Below are 20012 nucleotides of genomic sequence, written 5' to 3'. Positions count from 1 at the left end.
CTTGTGTCGCGAAAGGGCTGCGCAGCGGCCCCAAGATCTATGCAGCAATGGAGATTCTTGGGGCCGCTGCGCGCCCCTTTCGCGACACAAGGCCGCTCCTACCAGAGGACCGAGTCGCCCATAGAGGATTTTGAATCATGCACCAATGGATCAACGCCCTCGCCGACCACCAGGCCCGCGGCGAACCCTGCGTGCTGGTAACCATCATCGAGGAGCGCGGCTCGACCCCGCGCAACGCCGGTTCGAAAATGGTCGTCAGTGCCACGGCCCTGTATGACACCATCGGCGGCGGCCATCTGGAATTCAAGGCGCTGCACATTGCCCGGGCGATGCTCGAAGAACACCGCACCACGCCGCATCTGGAGCGCTTCAGCCTCGGCGCCAGCCTCGGACAGTGCTGTGGCGGCGTAACCGTGCTGCTGTTCGAGCCCATGACCGCTGTACAGGCGCAAATCGCCGTGTTCGGTGCGGGCCATGTCGGCCGTGCTCTGGTACCCTTGCTCGCCGCCCTGCCCTGCCGGGTGCGCTGGATCGATTCGCGTGAACAGGAATTCCCCGAGCTCATCCCCAACGGGGTGACCAAGGTGGTCAGCGAGGAGCCGGTCGACGAAGTGGCCGAGCTGCCACCTGGTTGCTACTGCATCGTCATGACCCACAATCATCAGCTCGACCTGGAGCTGACCGCCGCCATTCTCAAGCGCAACGATTTCACCTGGTTCGGCCTGATCGGCTCGAAGACCAAACGGGTCAAGTTCGAGCACCGCCTGCGCGAGCGCGGCTTTGACGAAGCCGTGATGGCGCGCATGCGCTGCCCGATGGGCATCGCCGAGGTCAAGGGCAAGCTGCCGATCGAGATCGCCGTGTCCATCGCCGGCGAAATCATTGCCACCTACAACGCCTGCTTTGGCCAGCATGACGCTGGCGTCAATGCGGGCCCCATCGCCCAGTTGCTGCCGCCCTCCCGGCGCAGCCAAGCCAATTGACGAGTGAGTTATGACCGTTACCCGCAAAGCCTACCGTGCCGCCATCCTGCACAGCATCGCCGACCCGGCCGAGGTGGGCCTGGACGCCTCCCATGAGTACTACGAGGACGGCCTGCTGGTGATCGACGAGGGTCGCATCAGTGCCCTGGGGCATGCCAGCGAACTGCTGCCGACGCTGGATGCCGACATCGAAGTGGTGCATTACCAGGACGCTCTTATTACCCCGGGCTTTATCGACACCCACATTCACTTCCCGCAGACCGGCATGATCGGTTCCTACGGCGAGCAACTGCTGGACTGGCTCAATACCTATACCTTCCCCTGTGAAAAGCAGTTCGCCGACAAGGATCACGCCGACAAAGTGGCGAAGATCTTCCTCAAGGAACTGCTGCGCAACGGCACCACCACTGCCCTGGTGTTCGGCAGTGTGCACCCGCAGTCGGTCAATGCGCTGTTCGAGGAGGCCGAGCGCCTGGACCTGCGGATGATCGCCGGCAAGGTGATGATGGACCGCAACGCCCCCGACTATCTGACCGACACCGCTGAAACCAGCTACACCGACAGCAAGGCGCTGATCGAGCGCTGGCACGGCAAGGGCCGCCTGCACTACGCGGTAACCCCGCGCTTCGCGCCCACCAGCACCCCGCAGCAATTGAAGCTGGCCGGGCAGTTGCTCAAGGAGCACCCGGGCGTCTACATGCACACCCACCTGTCCGAGAACCTCAAGGAAATCGACTGGGTCAAGGAACTGTTCCCTGAGCAGAAAGGTTACCTGGACGTCTACGACCACTTCGAACTGCTCGGCGAGCGCTCCGTTTTCGCCCACGGCGTGCACCTGTGCGACGACGAATGCCAACGCCTGTCAGAAACCGGCTCGGCGATCGCGTTCTGCCCAACCTCGAACCTGTTCCTGGGCAGCGGCCTGTTCAACCTGCCCCAGGCCGAACGTTTCAAGGTAAACGTAGGCCTGGGCACCGACGTCGGCGCCGGCACCAGCTTCTCGCTGCTCAATACCCTGAACGAGGCGTACAAGGTCATGCAGCTGCAAGGCGCGCGCCTGCACCCCTACAAGTCGCTGTACCTGGCCACCCTGGGCGGTGCCCGTGCGCTGCGCCTGGATGACCGGATCGGCAGCCTGCGCCCCGGCAACGATGCCGACTTCGTGGTGCTCGATTACAAGGCCACGCCGCTGCTTGACTACCGTATCCAGCAGTCAGGCAGCATCGAAGAGACCCTGTTCGTGCTCACCACCCTGGGCGACGACCGCACGGTGCGTGAAACCTACGCTGCCGGGCGCTGCGTGCACCAGCGCTAAGGCTGTTTCGCCAGGCCCCGGTACAACGCGCCGCCGATCGCTGCCCCGATCAGCGGCGCCAGCCAGAACAGCCACAGCTGCTGCAAGGCCCAGCCACCGACGAACAGCGCCGGCCCCGTGCTGCGCGCGGGGTTGACCGAGGTATTGGTCACCGGGATCGAGATCAGGTGGATCAGTGTCAGGGCCAAGCCGATGGCGATGGGTGCAAAACCCGCCGGGGCCCGAGCGTCGGTTGCGCCCATGATCACCACCAGGAACATCGCCGTCATCACCACTTCACTGACAAAACCTGCGCCCAGCGAGTAACCGCCTGGCGAGTGGTCGGCATAGCCGTTGGACGCCAGGCCCGCCGACAGCTCGAAGCCGGCCTTGCCACTGGCAATGAAGTAGATCACCGCTGCCGCGCAGATCGCACCGATCACCTGAGCGATGACGTAAGGCAGCAACTCTTTGGCCGGAAAACGCCCGCCTACTACCAGCCCGAAGGAAACGGCAGGGTTCAGATGGCATCCGGAGATGTGGCCGATGGCGAATGCCATCGTCAGGACGGTAAGACCGAAAGCGAAAGCGACACCGAGAACGCCGATGCCGAGGGGAGAGCTGGCTGCGATTACCGCACTGCCGCAGCCGCCGAGTACCAACCAGAAGGTGCCGATCAGCTCGGCTCCCATGCGCACACCCAAAGACGTCGACATGAACCTTTCCTCATGTAGTTGAACGCAGGAGACTGCGCAAGCCCAACTACTTGATGAAGGTTTGCCCACAAGAATTTAGCAGACGTTTGGTTTATGGCCAGTAATAACAAGGGGCCGCTTCGCACCCCATCGCCGGCAAACCGGCCCCCACACAGCATTGTAGGGCCGGTTTGCCGGCGATGGGGCGCGAAGCCGCCCCTCATTCAGCCAGGCAAACGATCAACCCTTGAGCGAAACCTTGGGTTTTTTCAGCAGATGCGAAAACACCGCATGCAGATCGTCCGAGGCACTCTCCTCGTCCAGGTTGAGCTTGCTGTCGATATGGTCCATGTGATGCATCATCAGGCTGACCGCCTGCTCGGCATCACGCGCCTCGATGGCATCGATCAGTTGCATGTGCTCGTCGTAGGAGCAGTGCGAGCGGTTGCCGCTTTCGTACTGGGCAATGATCAACGACGTCTGCGACACCAGGCTGCGCTGGAAGCTGACCAGCGGAGCATTGCCGGCCGCCTCGGCCAGCTTCAGGTGAAACTCACCGGATAGCCGGATACCGGCACCACGGTCGCCCCGCGAGAAGCTGTCACGCTCCTCACGCACCATGTGCCGCAGTTCGTTGAGCTGCTCGAGGGTGGCGTGCTGTACGGCCAGTTCGGTGATGGCGCGTTCGACCATGCGCCGCGAGAAGAACACCTGGCGCGCTTCTTCGACCGTCGGGCTGGCCACCACGGCACCGCGGTTGGGCCGCAGCAGCACAACGCTTTCGTGGGCCAGGCGCGACAAGGCACGACGGATGATGGTACGGCTGACGCCGAATATCTCGCCCAGCGCTTCCTCGCTCAATTTGGTGCCCGGTGCGAGTCGCTGCTCGAGGATCGCCTCGAAGATATGCGCATATACGATATCGTCCTGGGTACCGCTGCGGCCAGCCTTGCCGGCACGTGCAGGTTTCTTCAGAGGTTGCAGCTGTTCGTTCATGGGCTCTCGAGGCACGAAGGAAAGTATGGCGGCATTGTACACAGGCTGAGCCGTTTCTGCAGGTGGGCTTTTAGCTATATAGCCGATGCGCGGCATATTGTGCGCACAAAAGATAAAACATTATTTGCTTTCTTTGTACACAAAAGCATAATCCATCGAGCAACTTCTTGACCCGTAAGTCAACAAAGCGGCGTCAGACGTCTGCCATCCCTCGCGGAGCCACCAAGTGCATTGCGCAGGTCACTGGCTCCAAGAACAACAAGAAAGACTTGAGGAGTACCGCTGTGGAAAGCCGCAAATCCGACGCACCTACGCTGGATCTCGCTCCGCCGCTCGAAACGAGCTGGCTGGAGCGGATTTTCAAACTCAAGCAACACGGCAGTACCGTCAAAACCGAAATGATCGCCGGGGTGACCACCTTCATCACCATGGCGTACATCATCTTCGTCAACCCCAACATCATGGCTGATGCCGGCATCGATCACGGCGCAGCATTCGTCGCCACCTGCATTGCCGCAGCACTGGGCTGCCTGCTGATGGGCCTGTACGCCAACTGGCCGGTGGGCCTGGCGCCGGGCATGGGCCTCAACGCGTTTTTCACCTACACCGTGGTCGGGACCATGGGCTACAACTGGGAGACAGCGCTGGGCGCGGTATTCGTATCGGGTGTGCTGTTCATGTTCCTGACCCTCTCCAAAGTCCGCGAGTGGCTGCTCAACAGCATCCCGGTAAGCCTGCGGCATGCCATGGGGGCCGGCGTCGGATTGTTTCTCGGACTGATCGGCCTCAAGACCGCAGGCATCATCGTCGACAGCCCGGCCACGCTGATCAAGCTGGGCTCTATGCATGAACCAGGCCCACTGCTGGCGGCACTGTGCTTCCTGTCGATTGCCATCCTCAGCTACAAACGCGTGTTCGGCGCCATCCTGATCAGCATCATCGGCGTCACCTTGGCGGGCTGGGGCCTGGGCCTGGTGAAGTTTGGCGGGGTGATGTCGATGCCGCCGAGCCTGGCCCCCACCTGGATGGCCATGGACGTGGCCGGCGTGTTCAACGTGAGTATGATCAGCGTGGTGCTGGCGTTCCTCTTCGTGCACATGTTCGATACCGCCGGCACCTTGATGGGCGTCGCCCAGCGGGCCAACCTGGTGGCGCCGGACGGCCGTATCGAAGGCCTGTCGAAGGCATTGAAGGCGGACAGCGCATCCAGCGTGTTCGGTGCCGTGGTCGGGGTGCCGCCGGTAACCAGCTATGTGGAAAGTGCCGCGGGTGTTGCCGCAGGTGGCCGCACTGGCTTGACCGCAGTGGTGGTTGGCCTGCTGTTCGTGGCGGCGATGTTCTTTGCACCGCTGGCCGGGATGATTCCAGCCTACGCGACTGCAGGTGCACTGATTTACGTGGCCATGCTTATGATGGGCAGCATGGCGCACATCCACTGGGATGAAGCCACCGACAGCATTCCGGCGATCGTCACGGTGATCATGATGCCGCTGACCTTCTCGGTGGCAGACGGTATTGCAATGGGCTTCATCACCTATGTGGCGCTGAAGGCCGGTACCGGCAGGTACAAAGAGATCTCGGCGAGCCTGTGGGTGCTGTGCGCGATCTTCATTGCCAAGTTCGTGTTCCTCTGAGCTGACAATTGCACCAGAACAGGGCGCTTCGGCGCCCTTTTTGTGCTGTTTGCCCCCCTCATCGCCGGCAAGCCGGCCCCTACAGGAGTGGCGTCAGTTGTAGAAATTGAATAGGTCAGAGCCCCGGTAGGTGGCGAAATCGCTTGGATACCATTCGATATGGCCAACGCCGTACCTTGTGGGGGAGCCGGCTTGCCGGCGATGAGGCCAGTGAGGAAAACAAAACAGCAGACGAAAAAAAGCCCGCCAGTGTGAGAGCGGGCCAAGGACCTACGAAGATTCTTCTAGCGACCAACTAGCTCCCGCGATAGGTCGAATAGCTATACGGCGAAATCAGCAGCGGCACATGGTAGTGCTCCTGCTTCTCGTCGATGCCAAAGCGCAGCACAACAACATCCAGAAACGCCGGCTCCGGCAGCTGTACGCCGCGAGCACGGTAGTAGGCGCCAGCACTGAATTGCAGCTGGTAAACGCCAGTACGGTAATCGTCACCCTGCAACAGAGGCGCATCGACGCGGCCATCGCTGTTGGTCAGGGCAGTGTTCACCAGCTCAAGCTGCTGGCCTTCGACACGGTACAGCTCGACCTTGATCGCGCTGCCCGGGCAACCATGAGCTGCATCCAGTACGTGTGTAGTCAAACGTCCCATTGCTTGTCGCCTCTTGTTCAATCTGTGGGCAAAAAATACACAGCCATCCGCACGGCAATGAACCTGCGACGGGCGGGAATGCCGTTATTAAGACATTTCACCAACAGATTGTACACAATTTTTTGAGCCCTTCCGTCGAGGCCCCCTCATACAGGCCAATAGTCGCAAATACAGGCGCAGTGCCGACGCCAATCTTATTAACTGACCAATCAGGCAGGTTTCTTGCAACAGATTCTCAGGCGACAAAAGGGAAGAAATGCGGAAAAACAGGCTTACAAATGATTTCAGAAGTTGTATACAATCAGCCCATCCGGTGGTGCGACATCCCGACGCGGCCCGCCCACCCCCCGCACTAACGCACAAGAAGGAAGACTGCAGTGAGCGCTGACTACCCTCGCGACCTGATCGGTTACGGCAACAACCCTCCTCACCCGCAATGGCCGGGCAATGCCCGCATCGCGCTGTCTTTCGTCCTGAACTACGAAGAGGGTGGCGAGCGCAACATCCTGCACGGCGACAAAGAGTCTGAAGCTTTCCTGTCCGAGATGGTCGCTGCCCAGCCGCTGCAGGGCCAGCGCAACATGAGCATGGAGTCGCTGTACGAATATGGCAGCCGTGCCGGCGTATGGCGCCTGCTCAAGCTGTTCAAGGACAGCGGCGTGCCGCTGACCGTGTTCGCCGTGGCCATGGCCGCCCAGCGCCACCCGGACGTGATCCGCGCCATGGTCGAAGCCGGCCACGAGATCTGCAGCCACGGCTACCGCTGGATCGACTACCAGAACATGGATGAGGCCCAGGAGCGCGAGCACATGCTCGAGGCCATCCGCATCCTCACCGAACTGACCGGCGAGCGCCCGGTAGGCTGGTACACCGGCCGCACCGGCCCCAATACCCGCCGCCTGGTCATGGAGGAAGGTGGCTTCCTCTACGACAGCGATACCTACGATGACGACCTGCCCTACTGGGAACCGAACAACCCGACCGGCAAGCCGCACCTGGTGATCCCCTATACCCTGGACACCAATGACATGCGCTTCACCCAGGTACAGGGCTTCAACTGCGGCGAGCAGTTCTTCCAGTACCTCAAGGACGCCTTCGATGTGCTGTACGCCGAAGGTGCCGAAGCGCCGAAGATGCTTTCCATCGGCCTGCACTGCCGGCTGGTCGGCCGCCCGGCGCGCCTGGCCGCGCTCAAGCGTTTCGTCGACTACGCCAAGAGCCATGACCAGGTCTGGTTCGCCCGTCGCGCGGACATCGCCCGCCACTGGCACGCCACCCACCCGTACAAGAAAGAGAACGCCTGATGACCGCCTTCAAGACCCTCAAGCCATCGACCCTGGACCGTGACACCTTCGTCAAGGTCTTCGCCGACATCTACGAGCATTCGCCGTGGGTCGCCGAAAAAGCCTACGACCTGGGCCAGCTGGACGAGCTGAACGAGATCGAAGCGCTGCACCAGCGCATGAGCGACATCCTGCTCAGCGCCAACCACGCCGACCAGTTGGCGCTGATCAATGCTCACCCGGACCTGGCCGGCAAGGCCGCCATCCAGGGCGAGCTGACCGAATCGAGCACCAACGAACAGGCCGGCGCCGGTATCCACCAGTGCACCGCCGAAGAGTTCGCCCGGTTCACCGAACTGAACGATGCCTACAAGGCCAAGTTCCAGTTCCCGTTCATCATGGCAGTCAAGGGCAGCAACCGGCACCAGATCCTCGCCGCTTTCGAAAAACGCATCCATAACGACACCGATGCCGAATTCAAGGAAGCCCTGGCGCAGATCAACCTGATCGCCCTGTTCCGTCTGCTGCAGCTGTAACCGGCGCGGCAACGTTAGAGCCTTATCCAGAACAACGAACATAGAAGAGATAACCGCATGCGCACCCTGATGATCGAGCCCCTGACCAAAGAAGCCTTCGCCCCCTTCGGTGACGTGATCGAAACCGATGGCAGTGACCACTTCATGATCAACAACGGCTCGACCATGCGCTTCCACAAGCTCGCCACGGTCGAGACCGCCGAGCCTGAAGACAAAGCGATCATCAGCATCTTCCGCGCCGACGCGCTGGACATGCCGCTGACCGTGCGCATGCTGGAACGCCATCCGCTGGGCAGCCAGGCTTTCATCCCGCTGCTCGGCAATCCCTTTCTGATCGTGGTCGCGCCCGTTGGCGATGCACCTGTATCAGGCTTGGTCCGTGCCTTCCGCAGTAATGGCAGGCAGGGCGTCAATTACCATCGCGGCGTTTGGCACCACCCGGTGCTTACGATCGAAAAGCGGGATGATTTCCTGGTGGTTGATCGCAGTGGTTCCGGCAACAACTGCGATGAGCATTACTTCACCGAGGAACAGATGCTGATCCTCAATCCCCACCAATAAGAAAAGGTCGATCATCGTTCGGTGATCGGCAGAGGTACATACTGTGGAAGCACACCTTCACGAATGGCTGAACCTGAGCATTCGCTGGGTTCACATGATCACCGGCGTGGCCTGGATCGGTGCATCGTTCTACTTCGTCTGGCTGGAAAACAACCTGAACCGGAGCAATCCGCGTGACGGGCTGTCGGGTGACCTTTGGGCCATCCACGGCGGTGGTATCTACCACCTTGAGAAGTACAAGCTGGCGCCGCCGAAAATGCCCGAGAACCTGCACTGGTTCAAATGGGAAGCCTACTTCACCTGGATGTCCGGTATCGCCCTGCTGTGCGTGGTGTTCTACTGGAACCCGACCCTGTACCTGCTGGCCCCTGGCAGCACCCTGAGCGGTGCCGAGGGCGTGGCCATCGGTATCGGTTCGCTGGTGGCCGGCTGGTTCATCTACGACCTGCTCTGCGATTCGCCACTGGGCAAACGCCCGGCGCTGCTTGGCGCCGTGCTGTTCGTACTGATCATCGCCGCTTGCTGGGGCTTCAGCCTGGTGTTCAGCGGCCGTGGCGCGTACCTGCACACCGGCGCGATCATCGGCACCATCATGGTCGGTAACGTGTTCCGCATCATCATGCCGGCCCAGCGCCAGCTGGTGGCAGCGATCGAGAACAACACCACCCCCGACCCGCGCCTGCCGGCCAAAGGCCTGCTGCGTTCGCGTCACAACAACTACTTCACCCTGCCGGTGCTGTTCATCATGATCAGCAACCACTTCCCGAGCACCTACGGTAGCCAGTACAACTGGCTGATCCTGGCCGGCATTGCCGTAGCCGCGGTACTGATCCGCCACTACTTCAACACCCGCCACGACAGCAGCAAGTACGCCTGGACCCTGCCGGCCGGTGCCCTGGCGATGATCTGCCTGGCTTACGTCACCGGCCCGAAACCGATGGCCGTTGACCCTGAGCAGGCCGCGGCGAAGGTCGAGTACCAGCCACTGCCAGCAACTGCAGTGGGTGGCAAGACCGCTGCCGAACAGCGCGCCGAGGACGCTGCCAAGGCGGCCCAAGCTCCTGCCGCGCCGGCTCAAGCCCCAGCCCAGGCGACGGCTCAGGCCGGTGGCGGTGCCTTCGACAAGATCCACACCGTCATCCAGGAACGCTGCACAGTGTGCCACTCGTCGAAGCCGACCAGCCCGCTGTTCAGCACCGCCCCTGGCGGCGTGGTGTTCGACACCCCGCAGCAGATCCAGGCCCAGGCCGCGCGCATTCAGGCGCAAGCGGTCGCCAGCCAGATCATGCCGCTGGGCAACATCACCCAGATGACCGTCGAGGAACGCAAGCTCGTCGGTGACTGGATCGCCAAAGGCGCCCAGGTCAACTGATCGAAGCCGCACGCTTCAAGCCTCAAGCTGTAAGTCGTAGGTAACAAGCAAGCATCGAGCGTCAGGCTCCAACGCGGATCACCAAGTTTCTTCTTGAAACTTGCCGCTTGGAGCTTGCCGCTTGGATCCGAGAATAAAAACAAAACTCGAGGTGCTGCATGTCCGAGTCACGCAAGGCGTACATTCCTGTGGCGCCACCGCGAGAACCTCTGCCCCTGTTCCAACTGATCCTGGTTGGCCTGCAACACGTTCTGCTGATGTACGGAGGCGCGATTGCCGTGCCTTTGATCATCGGCCAGGCAGCCGGATTGTCCCGTGAAGAAGTCGCTTTCCTGATCAACGCCGACCTGCTGGTCGCAGGCGTAGCTACCATCATCCAGTCGTTCGGTATCGGCCCGGTAGGGATCCGCATGCCGGTGATGATGGGCGCCAGTTTCGCTGCCGTCGGCAGCATGGTGGCCATGGCCGGTATGCCTGGCGTAGGCCTGCAGGGGATATTCGGTGCGACCATCGCCGCCGGGTTCTTCGGCATGCTCATCGCGCCGTTCATGTCCAAGGTCGTACGCTTCTTCCCGCCGCTGGTCACAGGTACCGTGATCACCTCTATCGGCCTCTCGCTGTTCCCGGTCGCCGTCAACTGGGCCGGTGGCGGCCATGAGGCAGAAGCCTTCGGCTCGCCGATCTACCTGATGGTGGCAGGCCTGGTGCTGGCCGTGATCCTGCTGATCAACCGCTTCATGCGCGGTTTCTGGGTCAACGTGTCGGTGCTGGTAGGCATGGGCCTGGGTTACATCCTGGCCGGCTCCATCGGCATGGTCGACCTGTCCGGCCTGGGCCTGGCACCGTGGCTGCAAGTGGTGACGCCACTGCACTTCGGCATGCCGACCTTCAGCCTGGCACCGATCCTGTCGATGTGCCTTGTGGTGGTGATCATCTTCGTCGAGTCCACAGGCATGTTCCTCGCCCTGGGCAAGGTGACCGATCGCGAAGTCACCCCAGGGATGCTGCGCCGGGGCCTGCTGTGCGATGCCGGCGCGTCGTTCATCGCCGGGTTCTTCAACACCTTCACCCACTCCTCGTTCGCCCAGAACATCGGCCTGGTGCAGATGACCGGGGTACGCTGCCGTTATGTCACTGTGGTGGCCGGCGCGCTGCTGATCCTGCTCAGCCTGCTGCCCAAGGCGGCATACCTGATCGCCTCGATCCCGCCTGCAGTGCTGGGCGGTGCGTCCATTGCCATGTTCGGCATGGTCACCGCCACCGGGATCAAGATCCTTCAGGAGGCAGACATCGGCGACCGACGCAACCAGCTGCTGGTTGCGGTCAGCGTCGGTTTCGGCCTGATCCCGGTGGTCCGTCCGGAGTTCTTCGCACAGATGCCGCAGTGGATGGAACCCATCACCCACAGCGGTATCGCCATGGCCACGGTCAGTGCCTTGGTGTTGAACGTACTGTTCAACATCCTCGGTGGTGCCGACCGCGCGGCGCACAACGACGCCTGTCACCAGCATTAAGCCAAGCGGGGCGGCGCCGTGCGTCGCCCCTGCGCCTATCCGTTGTAACTGCCACACCGTCGGCCCGCCGGAATGGGCCGCCCGGGGCGCCTGCGCGCCGAAAAATCCGCCAACAAAAACAATAAGTCCGGGAATCACAACATGAAGCGCATCGCATCAACCCTGTTGCTGGGCAGCAGCCTGCTGGCCACCCTCCCCTCGCATGCAGGCGAATGGCTGCTGTGGCACGGCGAAAGCCTGACCTATCTGTATGGCAAGGACTTCAAGGTCAACCCAGACATCCAGCAGACCATCACGTTCGAGCACGCCAACAAATGGAAGTACGGCGACACCTTCCTGTTCGTCGACAAGATCTTCTACAACGGCAAGCCCGATGCCAGCAAAGGCGTGACCACCTACTACGGTGAGTTCAGCCCGCGACTGTCGTTCGGCAAGATCTTCGACCAGAAGCTCGCCTTCGGGCCGATCAAGGACGTGCTGCTGGCCATGACCTACGAGCGTGGCGAAGGCGACAACGAGGCCTACCTGATCGGCCCCGGTTTCGACCTGAACATTCCCGGCTTCAACTATTTCACCCTCAATTTCTACCTGCGCAACACCGAAGGCGGCCGCCCTGGCGACGACGTCTGGCAGATCACCCCCGGTTGGTCGTACACCATTCCTGTGGGCAGATCGGACATTCTGATCGACGGCTACATGGACTGGGTTCCCGACAACGACCAGAACAGCCGCGGTACCTATCACGCCAACCTGCACTTCAACCCCCAGGTCAAATACGACCTGGGCAAGGCGCTCAACCTGGGCGCCAAACAGCTGTATGTGGGCTTTGAGTACAGCTATTGGAAGGACAAGTACGGCATCGACAGCCGCGGCAATCTGGAGAGTAACCAGAGTGTCGCCAGCGCCCTGATCAAGGTACATTTCTGAAAACCTGATCAAACGCCCAAGTTTGATACACGCTGCTCCAGGACGGAGCACTTGAGGCCAGGCGCGCAAGCCAGTAATCTGCGCGCCCCCTCGAACAGGGCAGGATGGATCCTGCCCGCGTTTACTGACCGCTCAGTCAATGAATTCGGGCGGTTGGCCGACGTGTTGCCAGCCGGAAATACCCATTTTCAGCCGTTCAGAACGAGTCGAGCAGGAAGGTTGTAGCCAATCCGGAAAGTTGGCGCAGCTCTTGCCAAACAACTGTGGCCAATCGAAAAAAGCTGACTCAAAAGACAAAAAAAGCGCCAATACCGAGCGCTGACAACAGACCAATCAAGGGAGCGACACTCGCAATGCGTACCATCAATAGCCTGATTCTCGCGGGCGGCCTGCTGGCCTGCGGCACCACCTACGCCGATGACCTGCTGCAGTGGCAGAACAACAGCCTGACCTACCTGTGGGGCAAGAACTTCAAGGTCAACCCGGCGATCCAGCAAACCGTCACCTTCGAGCACGCCGATGGCTGGAAGTACGGCGACAACTTCGTCTTCGTCGACAAGATCTTCTACAACGGCAAGAAGGACTCGGGTAACGGCGACAACACCTACTATGGTGAAATCAGCCCGCGCCTGTCGTTCGGCAAGATCTTCGACCAGAAGCTCGCCTTCGGCCCGGTCAAGGACGTGCTGCTGGCAATGACCTATGAGTTTGGCGAGGGTGATACCGAGTCCTACCTGATCGGCCCTGGCTTCGACCTGGACATCCCGGGCTTCGACTACTTCCAGCTGAACTTCTACCAGCGCACCACCGACGGCAGCCGGGCCGGTGACAACGTCTGGCAGATCACCCCGGTGTGGTCGTACACCATCCCTGTGGGCTCCTCCGACATCCTCATCGACGGTTTCATGGACTGGGTGGTCGACAACGACGAGAACCGCCGCGGTACCTACCAGGCCAACCTGCACTTCAACCCGCAGGTCAAATATGACCTGGGCAAGGCGCTGCACCTGGGTGAGAAGCAGTTGTATGTGGGCTTTGAGTACGACTACTGGAAGAACAAGTACGGGATCAAGGATTCCGACGGGTTCACCACCGATCAGAACACTGCAAGCTTCCTGGTCAAGGTTCACTTCTGATCCTGAGGGCTGCTGTGCAGCCCCATCGCGACACAAGGCCGCTCCTGCAATGATCGCCGTAGGAGCGGCCTTGTGTCGCGAAGGGCCGCAAAGCGGCCCAATTCACCTTCATCGAGCCGGGCGCAGCACTCGCCACAACTTGCCAAATCCGCTGACCACCGCCAACACCACGGCCCCCGCAACAATCCCCACCCCACCATTGAGCAACGCTCCAGTAAGCGCCCCACCCCGCCCTTCACTGAACGCCTCGATGGCATGATGCAGCGGCGCAACACCGTGCACCAGAATCCCGCCACCTACCAGGAACATCGCCGCAGTCCCGATCACCGACAGGCTCTTCATCATGTAAGGCGCCGCCCGTAGAATGCCGTTGCCCACCACCTGGGCCGCTTTCGAGGCTTTCTGAGTCATCCACAAGCCCAGGTCATCTAGCTTGACGATACCGCCCACCAACCCATAGACACCCACGGTCATGACGATCGCAATGCCCGACAGCACGATGATCTGCTGAGTCAGCGGCGCATCGGCCACAGTGCCCAAGGTGATGGCGATGATTTCTGCCGAAAGGATGAAGTCGGTGCGCACCGCCCCCTTGATCTTGGTCTTCTCGAAGGCCACCAGGTCGACGTTCGCATCGGCAACGGCTTCGCTGCGCGCACTGTGCTCGGCAGCATCCTCCTCCTTGCTGTGCAAGAACTTGTGTGCCAGCTTTTCGAAGCCTTCGAAACACAGGTAGGCGCCACCAATCATCAGCAACGGCGTCACCGCCCATGGGATGAACGCGCTGATCAGCAGCGCCGCCGGCACCAGGATCGCCTTGTTGACGAACGAGCCCTTGGCCACCGCCCACACCACCGGGATCTCGCGCTCGGCGCGCACACCGGTGACCTGCTGGGCGTTGAGTGCCAGGTCGTCGCCCAGCACACCCGCGGTTTTCTTCGCCGCAACCTTGGTCATCAACGAGACATCGTCAAGTACCGTAGCAATGTCGTCGATCAGTACCAGTAAACTGCTTCCTGCCATGTCTGCCTGTTTCCCGTGAAATGAATGGGCCGGAGTCTAGCCCAAAGTCGCTGCCTTGAGCCCCCCTCGGGCCCGGTGCTACCATGCCCGATCCCTCTTAGAGGTGGCCAGACACGAGGAAGATCCCTGACCATGAGCACCATTCGCGAGCGCAACAAGGAACTGATCCTGCGCGCGGCCAGCGAGGAATTCGCCGACAAGGGCTTCGCCGCCACCAAGACCAGCGATATCGCGGCCAAGGCCGGCCTGCCCAAGCCGAACGTGTACTACTACTTCAAGTCCAAGGACAACCTCTACCGCGAGGTCCTGGAGAGCATCATCGCGCCGATCATGCAGGCGTCCACGCCGTTCAATGCCGACGGCGACCCCAAGGAAGTGCTGAGTTCGTACATCCGCTCGAAGATCCGCATTTCGCGCGACCTGCCGCATGCCTCGAAGGTGTTCGCCAGCGAGATCATGCACGGTGCGCCGCACCTCTCGCCCAACCAGGTGGAACAGCTCAACGAGCAGGCACGCCACAACATCGAGTGCATCGAGCGCTGGATCGAGCGCGGGCAGATTGCCAAGGTCGACGCGCACCACCTGATGTTCAGCATCTGGGCGGCAACTCAGACCTATGCCGATTTCGACTGGCAAATTTCGGTGATCACCGGCAAGGCCAAGCTGGCCGACAGTGATTACGAAGCAGCAGCCGAAACCATCATTCGGCTGGTGCTCAAAGGCTGTGAGCCCGAGGCGGCCTGACAAGGCCAGTGGGGCTGCTCTGCAGCCCTATCGCGAGACAAGGCCGCTCCTACAAGAGATTGGGTAACCTCTGTAGGAGCGGCCTCGTGTCGCGAAAGGGCCGCAACGCGGCCCCGGCAATTTAAAGCCTTACGCAGCTACACCCGCATCCGCCGTCAACCCCGCCTCTTCGATCGCACTGATCGCACACTGCTCGTCGATATCCGACGTATCGCCGCTGATCCCTACCGCACCCAGCACCTTGCCGTCCTGATCGCGAATCAGCACGCCACCTGGCGCCGGCACCACCGGCCGCTCACCCACACCATTCAACGCGGCAAAAAACGCCGGCCGCTGCTGCGCATCCAGCGCCAGCAAGCGCGAGCCCTTGCCCAGGGCAATCGCGCCCCAGGCCTTGCCCGTGGCCACCTCAGGGCGAATCAGGCTGGCGCCATCTTCGCGCTGCAGGGCCAGCACATGCCCACCGGCATCCAGCACCACCACCGTCAACGGCGCAGCATTGATCTTGCGGCCCGCCGCCAGCGCTGCGTTCACCAGGCTGACAGCGACTTTCAGGTTCAAAGCGTTCATGGAAAGGTCCTCTTCTTGTTGTGAGAAGCCCGGAGGGCAGTTGAAAATCGATCATTCAAATAGAACACAACTGCAATCACTTTTGTATACAATAAATTGAAACGATCGTATGCGATGACGCAAATCGCCGTTTTCATGGGCGCTCGGACGAAAGCAACCTCCCCCGATGAAAACCCATTGACCTGAACCGCCAGCCGTGAATACACTCTGGCACAAAGCAAGTTGTATACAATTACAAAATCGATGAGGCACAACCCATGAGCAAAATGAGAGCAATCGATGCAGCCGTTCTGGTCATGCGCCGTGAAGGTGTAGATACCGCGTTCGGCATCCCAGGGGCTGCCATCAACCCGTTGTACTCGGCCCTGAAAAAAGTCGGTGGCATCGATCACGTCCTCGCTCGTCACGTTGAAGGCGCCTCGCACATGGCCGAGGGTTACACCCGCGCCAACCCAGGCAACATCGGCGTGTGCATCGGCACCTCCGGCCCCGCCGGCACCGACATGGTCACCGGCCTGTACAGCGCATCGGCCGACTCCATCCCGATTCTCTGCATCACTGGCCAGGCGCCACGTGCCCGTCTGCACAAGGAAGACTTCCAGGCTGTCGACATCACCAGCATCGTCAAGCCCGTCACCAAGTGGGCGACCACCGTTCTGGAACCAGGCCAAGTGCCTTATGCCTTCCAGAAAGCCTTCTACGAAATGCGTACCGGCCGCCCAGGCCCTGTGTTGATCGACCTGCCGTTCGACGTGCAGATGGCCGAAATCGAGTTCGACATCGACGCCTACGAGCCGCTGGCCGTCAACAAGCCCTGCGCCACTCGCGTGCAGGCTGAAAAAGCCCTGGCCCTGCTCAACGACGCCGAGCGCCCACTGCTGGTGGCCGGTGGCGGCATCATCAACGCCGACGCCAGCGACAAGCTGGTGGAGTTCGCCGAACTGACCGGCGTGCCAGTCATCCCGACCCTGATGGGCTGGGGCACCATCCCGGACGACCACGCCCAGATGGTCGGCATGGTCGGCCTGCAGACCTCGCACCGCTACGGCAACGCCACCCTGCTCAAGTCCGACCTGGTGTTCGGTATCGGTAACCGTTGGGCCAACCGTCACACCGGTTCCGTTGACGTTTACACCGAAGGCCGCAAATTCGTTCACGTCGACATCGAGCCTACCCAGATCGGCCGCGTGTTCACTCCTGACCTGGGTATCGTTTCCGATGCAGGCCTGGCGCTGGACGTGTTCATCGAAGTGGCCCGCGAGTGGAAAGCCGCCGGCAAGCTGCAGTGCCGCAAAGCCTGGCTGGAAGACTGCCAGCAGCGTAAATCGAGCCTGCAGCGCAAGACCCACTTCGACAACGTACCGGTCAAGCCGCAGCGCGTTTACGAAGAGATGAACCAGGTGTTCGGCAAGGACACCTGCTACGTCAGCACCATTGGCCTGTCGCAAATCGCCGGCGCGCAGTTCCTGCACGTATACAAGCCACGCCACTGGATCAACTGTGGCCAGGCCGGCCCGCTCGGCTGGACCATCCCGGCGGCACTGGGTGTGGTCAAGGCCGACCCGAAACGCAAGGTTGTGGCGCTGTCGGGTGACTACGACTTCCAGTTCATGATCGAAGAGCTGGCCGTGGGCGCGCAGTTCAACCTGCCGTACGTACACGTGCTGGTGAACAACGCCTACCTGGGCCTGATCCGTCAGGCGCAGCGTGGCTTCGACATGGATTACTGTGTACAACTGGCGTTCGAGAACATCAACTCCACCGACGCCGCCACCTACGGTGTCGATCACGTCGCCGTGGTCGAAGGCCTGGGCTGCAAGGCCATCCGTGTCTTCGAGCCGGGTGAAATTGCCCCGGCACTGCTCAAGGCACAGAAGATGGCCGAAGAGTTCCGAGTACCGGTCGTGGTGGAAGTGATTCTGGAGCGTGTGACCAACATTTCCATGGGCACCGAGATCAACGCGGTCAACGAGTTCGAAGACCTGGCCCTGGTCGGCAACGACGCGCCAACCGCCATCTCGATGCTGGACTGATCGCCTGACGCCCCCGTGCTGCGCCCTACCTGAGGGCGCCGGGGGCCTTCATCGCAAGGAGACACATCATGCCTCGCTTCGCTGCCAACCTGTCCATGCTGTTCACCGAACAGGACTTCCTGGCCCGCTTCAAGGCTGCCGCCGATGCTGGTTTCAGCGGCGTCGAATACCTCTTCCCGTACGACTTCAGCGCTGCCGAAATCAAGCAGCAGCTCGACGCCCACGGCCTGACCCAGGTGCTTTTCAACCTGCCGGCCGGTGATTGGGGCAAAGGTGAGCGCGGAATCGCCTGCCATCCCGACCGCGTCGAAGAATTCCGCGCCGGTGTCGACAAGGCCATCGAATACGCCAAGGTGCTGGGCAACACCCAGGTCAACTGCCTGGCCGGCATTCGCCCGCAAGGTCTGCAGTGCGCCGACGTGCGCAAGACTTTCGTCGACAACCTGAAGTTCGCCGCCGACAAGCTCAAAGCCGCTGGCATTCGCCTGGTCATGGAAATGATCAACACCCGCGACATCCCGGGCTTCTACCTGAACACTACCCGGCAGGCCCTGGAAATCCAGGCCGAAGTGGGCAGCGACAACCTGTTCCTGCAGTACGACATCTACCACATGCAGATCATGGAAGGTGACCTGGCTCGCACCATGGAAGCCAACCTGAAACTGATCAACCACATCCAGCTGGCCGACAACCCGGGCCGTAACGAGCCGGGCACCGGCGAAATCAACTACCGCTTCCTGTTCGAACACCTGGACCGCATCGGTTACCAGGGTTGGGTAGGCGCGGAGTACAAGCCGCTGACCACCACCGAAGCAGGCCTGGGCTGGCTGAAGACACACAACGCAATCTAAGAACGCTCGCAGAACCTGCTGCAGGGGCGGCCTTGTGTCGCGAAGGGCTACAAAGCACCCCCGGCAGATTTCCTGCGTAACTGAGATCGAGGGGCCGCTGCGCGCCCCTTCGCGACACAAGGCCGCCCCTACAGGGGGCCGGGTCGCCTGCTCACATAAATATAAAAGAGGTAATTTCTCATGGCTAAAATCGGTTTCCTCGGCACCGGCATCATGGGCAAGCCCATGGCTCAGAACCTGCAAAAAGCAGGTCACAGCATTTTCGTTTCCACCCACCACGAGGCCGCACCGGCTGACCTGATCGCCGCTGGCGCAGTGGCGCTGGCCAACCCGAAAGAGGTTGCCCAGGAAGCCGAGTTCATCATCGTCATGGTGCCGGACACCCCGCAGGTCGAAAGCGTTCTGTTCGGTGAAAACGGCGTCGCCGAAGGTGTAGGCCCGAACAAGGTGGTGATCGACATGAGCTCGATCTCCCCGACCGCCACCAAAGTCTTTGCCGAGAAGATCAAGGCCACTGGCGCCGCCTATCTGGACGCGCCAGTGTCCGGTGGTGAAGTCGGTGCCAAGGCCGCGACCCTGAGCATCATGGTCGGTGGCTGCCCGAACGCCTTCGAACGCGCCCTGCCGCTGTTCGAAGCCATGGGCAAGAACATCACCCGCGTCGGCGGCAACGGTGACGGCCAGACCGCCAAGGTCGCCAACCAGATCATCGTCGCCCTGAACATCCAGGCCGTCAGTGAAGCCCTGCTGTTCGCGGCCAAGAACGGCGCAGACCCTGCCAAGGTGCGTGAAGCGCTGATGGGCGGCTTCGCCTCCTCGAAGATCCTCGAAGTGCATGCCGAGCGCATGATCAAAGGTACCTTCGACCCAGGCTTCCGCATCAACCTGCACCAGAAAGACCTGAACCTGGCCCTGCAAGGCGCCAAGGAGCTGGGCATCAACCTGCCCAACACCTCCAACGCCCAGCAAGTGTTCAGCACCTGCGTGGCACTGGGCGGCGGCAACTGGGACCACTCGGCGCTGATCAAAGGCCTGGAGCACATGGCCAACTTCTCGATCCGCGGCGAGAAATAAGCTTCAAGCTGTAAGCCTCGAGCGGCAAGCAAAAGCAGGTCTGCTTTTACTTGCGGCTTGTAGCTTGAAGCTTGCAGCTCTGGGGACCGCCCCTGGTTCGGCCTGCACGGAGGCAGTTCCAGGGGCGTTTTCGATTC

The 20012-nt window shown here is 61.2% G+C and carries 19 protein-coding genes; 14 read left to right on the top strand and 5 right to left on the bottom strand.

What is annotated here, in order from left to right:
* Window positions 1–137 precede the first annotated feature (137 nt).
* A complete protein-coding gene (xdhC, locus tag ACW4TB_RS09550; RefSeq protein ID WP_012315438.1) occupies window positions 138–983 on the top strand; it encodes a xanthine dehydrogenase accessory protein XdhC in 846 nt (281 codons plus the stop codon).
* Window positions 984–993: 10 nt separating this feature from the next.
* Entirely contained in the window at window positions 994–2298 is a 1305-nt protein-coding gene (gene guaD, locus ACW4TB_RS09545; protein WP_012315439.1) for a guanine deaminase, read from the top strand.
* On the opposite strand, the gene aqpZ is transcribed toward guaD, so the two are convergent.
* Window positions 2295–2993 (bottom strand): aquaporin Z, encoded by a 699-nt coding sequence (aqpZ, locus tag ACW4TB_RS09540; RefSeq protein ID WP_039601595.1) that lies wholly within the window; start codon window positions 2991–2993, stop codon window positions 2295–2297. The genes guaD and aqpZ overlap by 4 nt on opposite strands.
* Before the next feature lie 219 nt (window positions 2994–3212).
* The gene (locus tag ACW4TB_RS09535; RefSeq protein WP_012315441.1) at window positions 3213–3968 is read right to left on the bottom strand and encodes a GntR family transcriptional regulator; all 756 of its coding nucleotides are present in this window, start codon (window positions 3966–3968) and stop codon (window positions 3213–3215) included.
* 398 nt (window positions 3969–4366) lie between these two features.
* On the opposite strand from ACW4TB_RS09535, the gene ACW4TB_RS09530 reads away from it, so the two are divergent.
* Entirely contained in the window at window positions 4367–5602 is a 1236-nt protein-coding gene (locus tag ACW4TB_RS09530) for an NCS2 family permease (protein WP_455842964.1), read from the top strand.
* Between the two features lie 295 nt (window positions 5603–5897).
* Here ACW4TB_RS09530 and uraH read toward each other — a convergent pair whose 3' ends face one another.
* On the bottom strand, window positions 5898–6251 hold the full coding sequence (uraH, locus tag ACW4TB_RS09525) for a hydroxyisourate hydrolase (protein WP_012315443.1): 354 nt from the start codon (window positions 6249–6251) through the stop codon (window positions 5898–5900).
* A 377-nt stretch (window positions 6252–6628) separates the two neighbouring features.
* On the opposite strand from uraH, the gene puuE reads away from it, so the two are divergent.
* The 7 genes from puuE (at window position 6629) to ACW4TB_RS09490 (ending at window position 13580) form a co-directional block, all read left to right on the top strand.
* A complete protein-coding gene (gene puuE, locus ACW4TB_RS09520; protein ID WP_012315444.1) occupies window positions 6629–7555 on the top strand; it encodes an allantoinase PuuE in 927 nt (308 codons plus the stop codon).
* On the top strand, window positions 7555–8070 hold the full coding sequence (gene uraD, locus ACW4TB_RS09515; RefSeq protein ID WP_012315445.1) for a 2-oxo-4-hydroxy-4-carboxy-5-ureidoimidazoline decarboxylase: 516 nt from the start codon (window positions 7555–7557) through the stop codon (window positions 8068–8070). Before puuE ends, uraD begins: the two co-directional genes overlap by 1 nt.
* Window positions 8071–8127: 57 nt before the next feature.
* Window positions 8128–8631, top strand: a complete 504-nt coding sequence (locus tag ACW4TB_RS09510) for an ureidoglycolate lyase (protein WP_012315446.1) — start codon at window positions 8128–8130, stop codon at window positions 8629–8631.
* A 43-nt stretch (window positions 8632–8674) separates the two neighbouring features.
* Complete coding sequence (locus ACW4TB_RS09505; protein ID WP_012315447.1) at window positions 8675–10003, top strand: urate hydroxylase PuuD; 1329 nt, start codon at window positions 8675–8677, stop codon at window positions 10001–10003.
* Window positions 10004–10161: 158 nt separating this feature from the next.
* Window positions 10162–11517, top strand: coding sequence for a nucleobase:cation symporter-2 family protein (locus ACW4TB_RS09500; RefSeq protein WP_279929936.1), 1356 nt, complete (start codon window positions 10162–10164; stop codon window positions 11515–11517).
* Window positions 11518–11658: 141 nt separating this feature from the next.
* On the top strand, window positions 11659–12444 hold the full coding sequence (locus tag ACW4TB_RS09495; RefSeq protein ID WP_012315449.1) for an outer membrane protein OmpK: 786 nt from the start codon (window positions 11659–11661) through the stop codon (window positions 12442–12444).
* Window positions 12445–12797: 353 nt separating this feature from the next.
* On the top strand, window positions 12798–13580 hold the full coding sequence (locus tag ACW4TB_RS09490) for an outer membrane protein OmpK (RefSeq protein ID WP_039601601.1): 783 nt from the start codon (window positions 12798–12800) through the stop codon (window positions 13578–13580).
* Window positions 13581–13688: 108 nt separating this feature from the next.
* On the opposite strand, the gene ACW4TB_RS09485 is transcribed toward ACW4TB_RS09490, so the two are convergent.
* Entirely contained in the window at window positions 13689–14603 is a 915-nt protein-coding gene (locus ACW4TB_RS09485) for a DUF808 domain-containing protein (RefSeq protein ID WP_046785312.1), read from the bottom strand.
* A 132-nt stretch (window positions 14604–14735) separates the two neighbouring features.
* Between ACW4TB_RS09485 and ACW4TB_RS09480 the strand changes: the two genes are divergently transcribed.
* On the top strand, window positions 14736–15347 hold the full coding sequence (locus ACW4TB_RS09480; RefSeq protein WP_012315452.1) for a TetR/AcrR family transcriptional regulator: 612 nt from the start codon (window positions 14736–14738) through the stop codon (window positions 15345–15347).
* A 129-nt stretch (window positions 15348–15476) separates the two neighbouring features.
* Here the strand turns inward: ACW4TB_RS09480 and ACW4TB_RS09475 are convergent, their stop codons facing one another.
* The gene (locus ACW4TB_RS09475) at window positions 15477–15917 is read right to left on the bottom strand and encodes a GlcG/HbpS family heme-binding protein (RefSeq protein ID WP_012315453.1); all 441 of its coding nucleotides are present in this window, start codon (window positions 15915–15917) and stop codon (window positions 15477–15479) included.
* A 257-nt stretch (window positions 15918–16174) separates the two neighbouring features.
* Between ACW4TB_RS09475 and gcl the strand changes: the two genes are divergently transcribed.
* The 3 genes from gcl to ACW4TB_RS09460 all read left to right on the top strand — a co-directional run bounded on the left by gcl (window position 16175) and on the right by ACW4TB_RS09460 (window position 19875).
* Complete coding sequence (gcl, locus tag ACW4TB_RS09470) at window positions 16175–17950, top strand: glyoxylate carboligase (protein ID WP_012315454.1); 1776 nt, start codon at window positions 16175–16177, stop codon at window positions 17948–17950.
* Window positions 17951–18018: 68 nt separating this feature from the next.
* Window positions 18019–18801, top strand: a complete 783-nt coding sequence (gene hyi, locus ACW4TB_RS09465; protein WP_012315455.1) for a hydroxypyruvate isomerase — start codon at window positions 18019–18021, stop codon at window positions 18799–18801.
* 180 nt (window positions 18802–18981) lie between these two features.
* Window positions 18982–19875 (top strand): 2-hydroxy-3-oxopropionate reductase, encoded by an 894-nt coding sequence (locus tag ACW4TB_RS09460; protein ID WP_254466200.1) that lies wholly within the window; start codon window positions 18982–18984, stop codon window positions 19873–19875.
* Window positions 19876–20012: the final 137 nt, after the last annotated feature.

Source organism: Lelliottia jeotgali (assembly GCF_977070485.1).
Note: the sequence above shows the minus strand (reverse complement) of the source record. Positions and strands in the feature narration are given on the sequence as shown.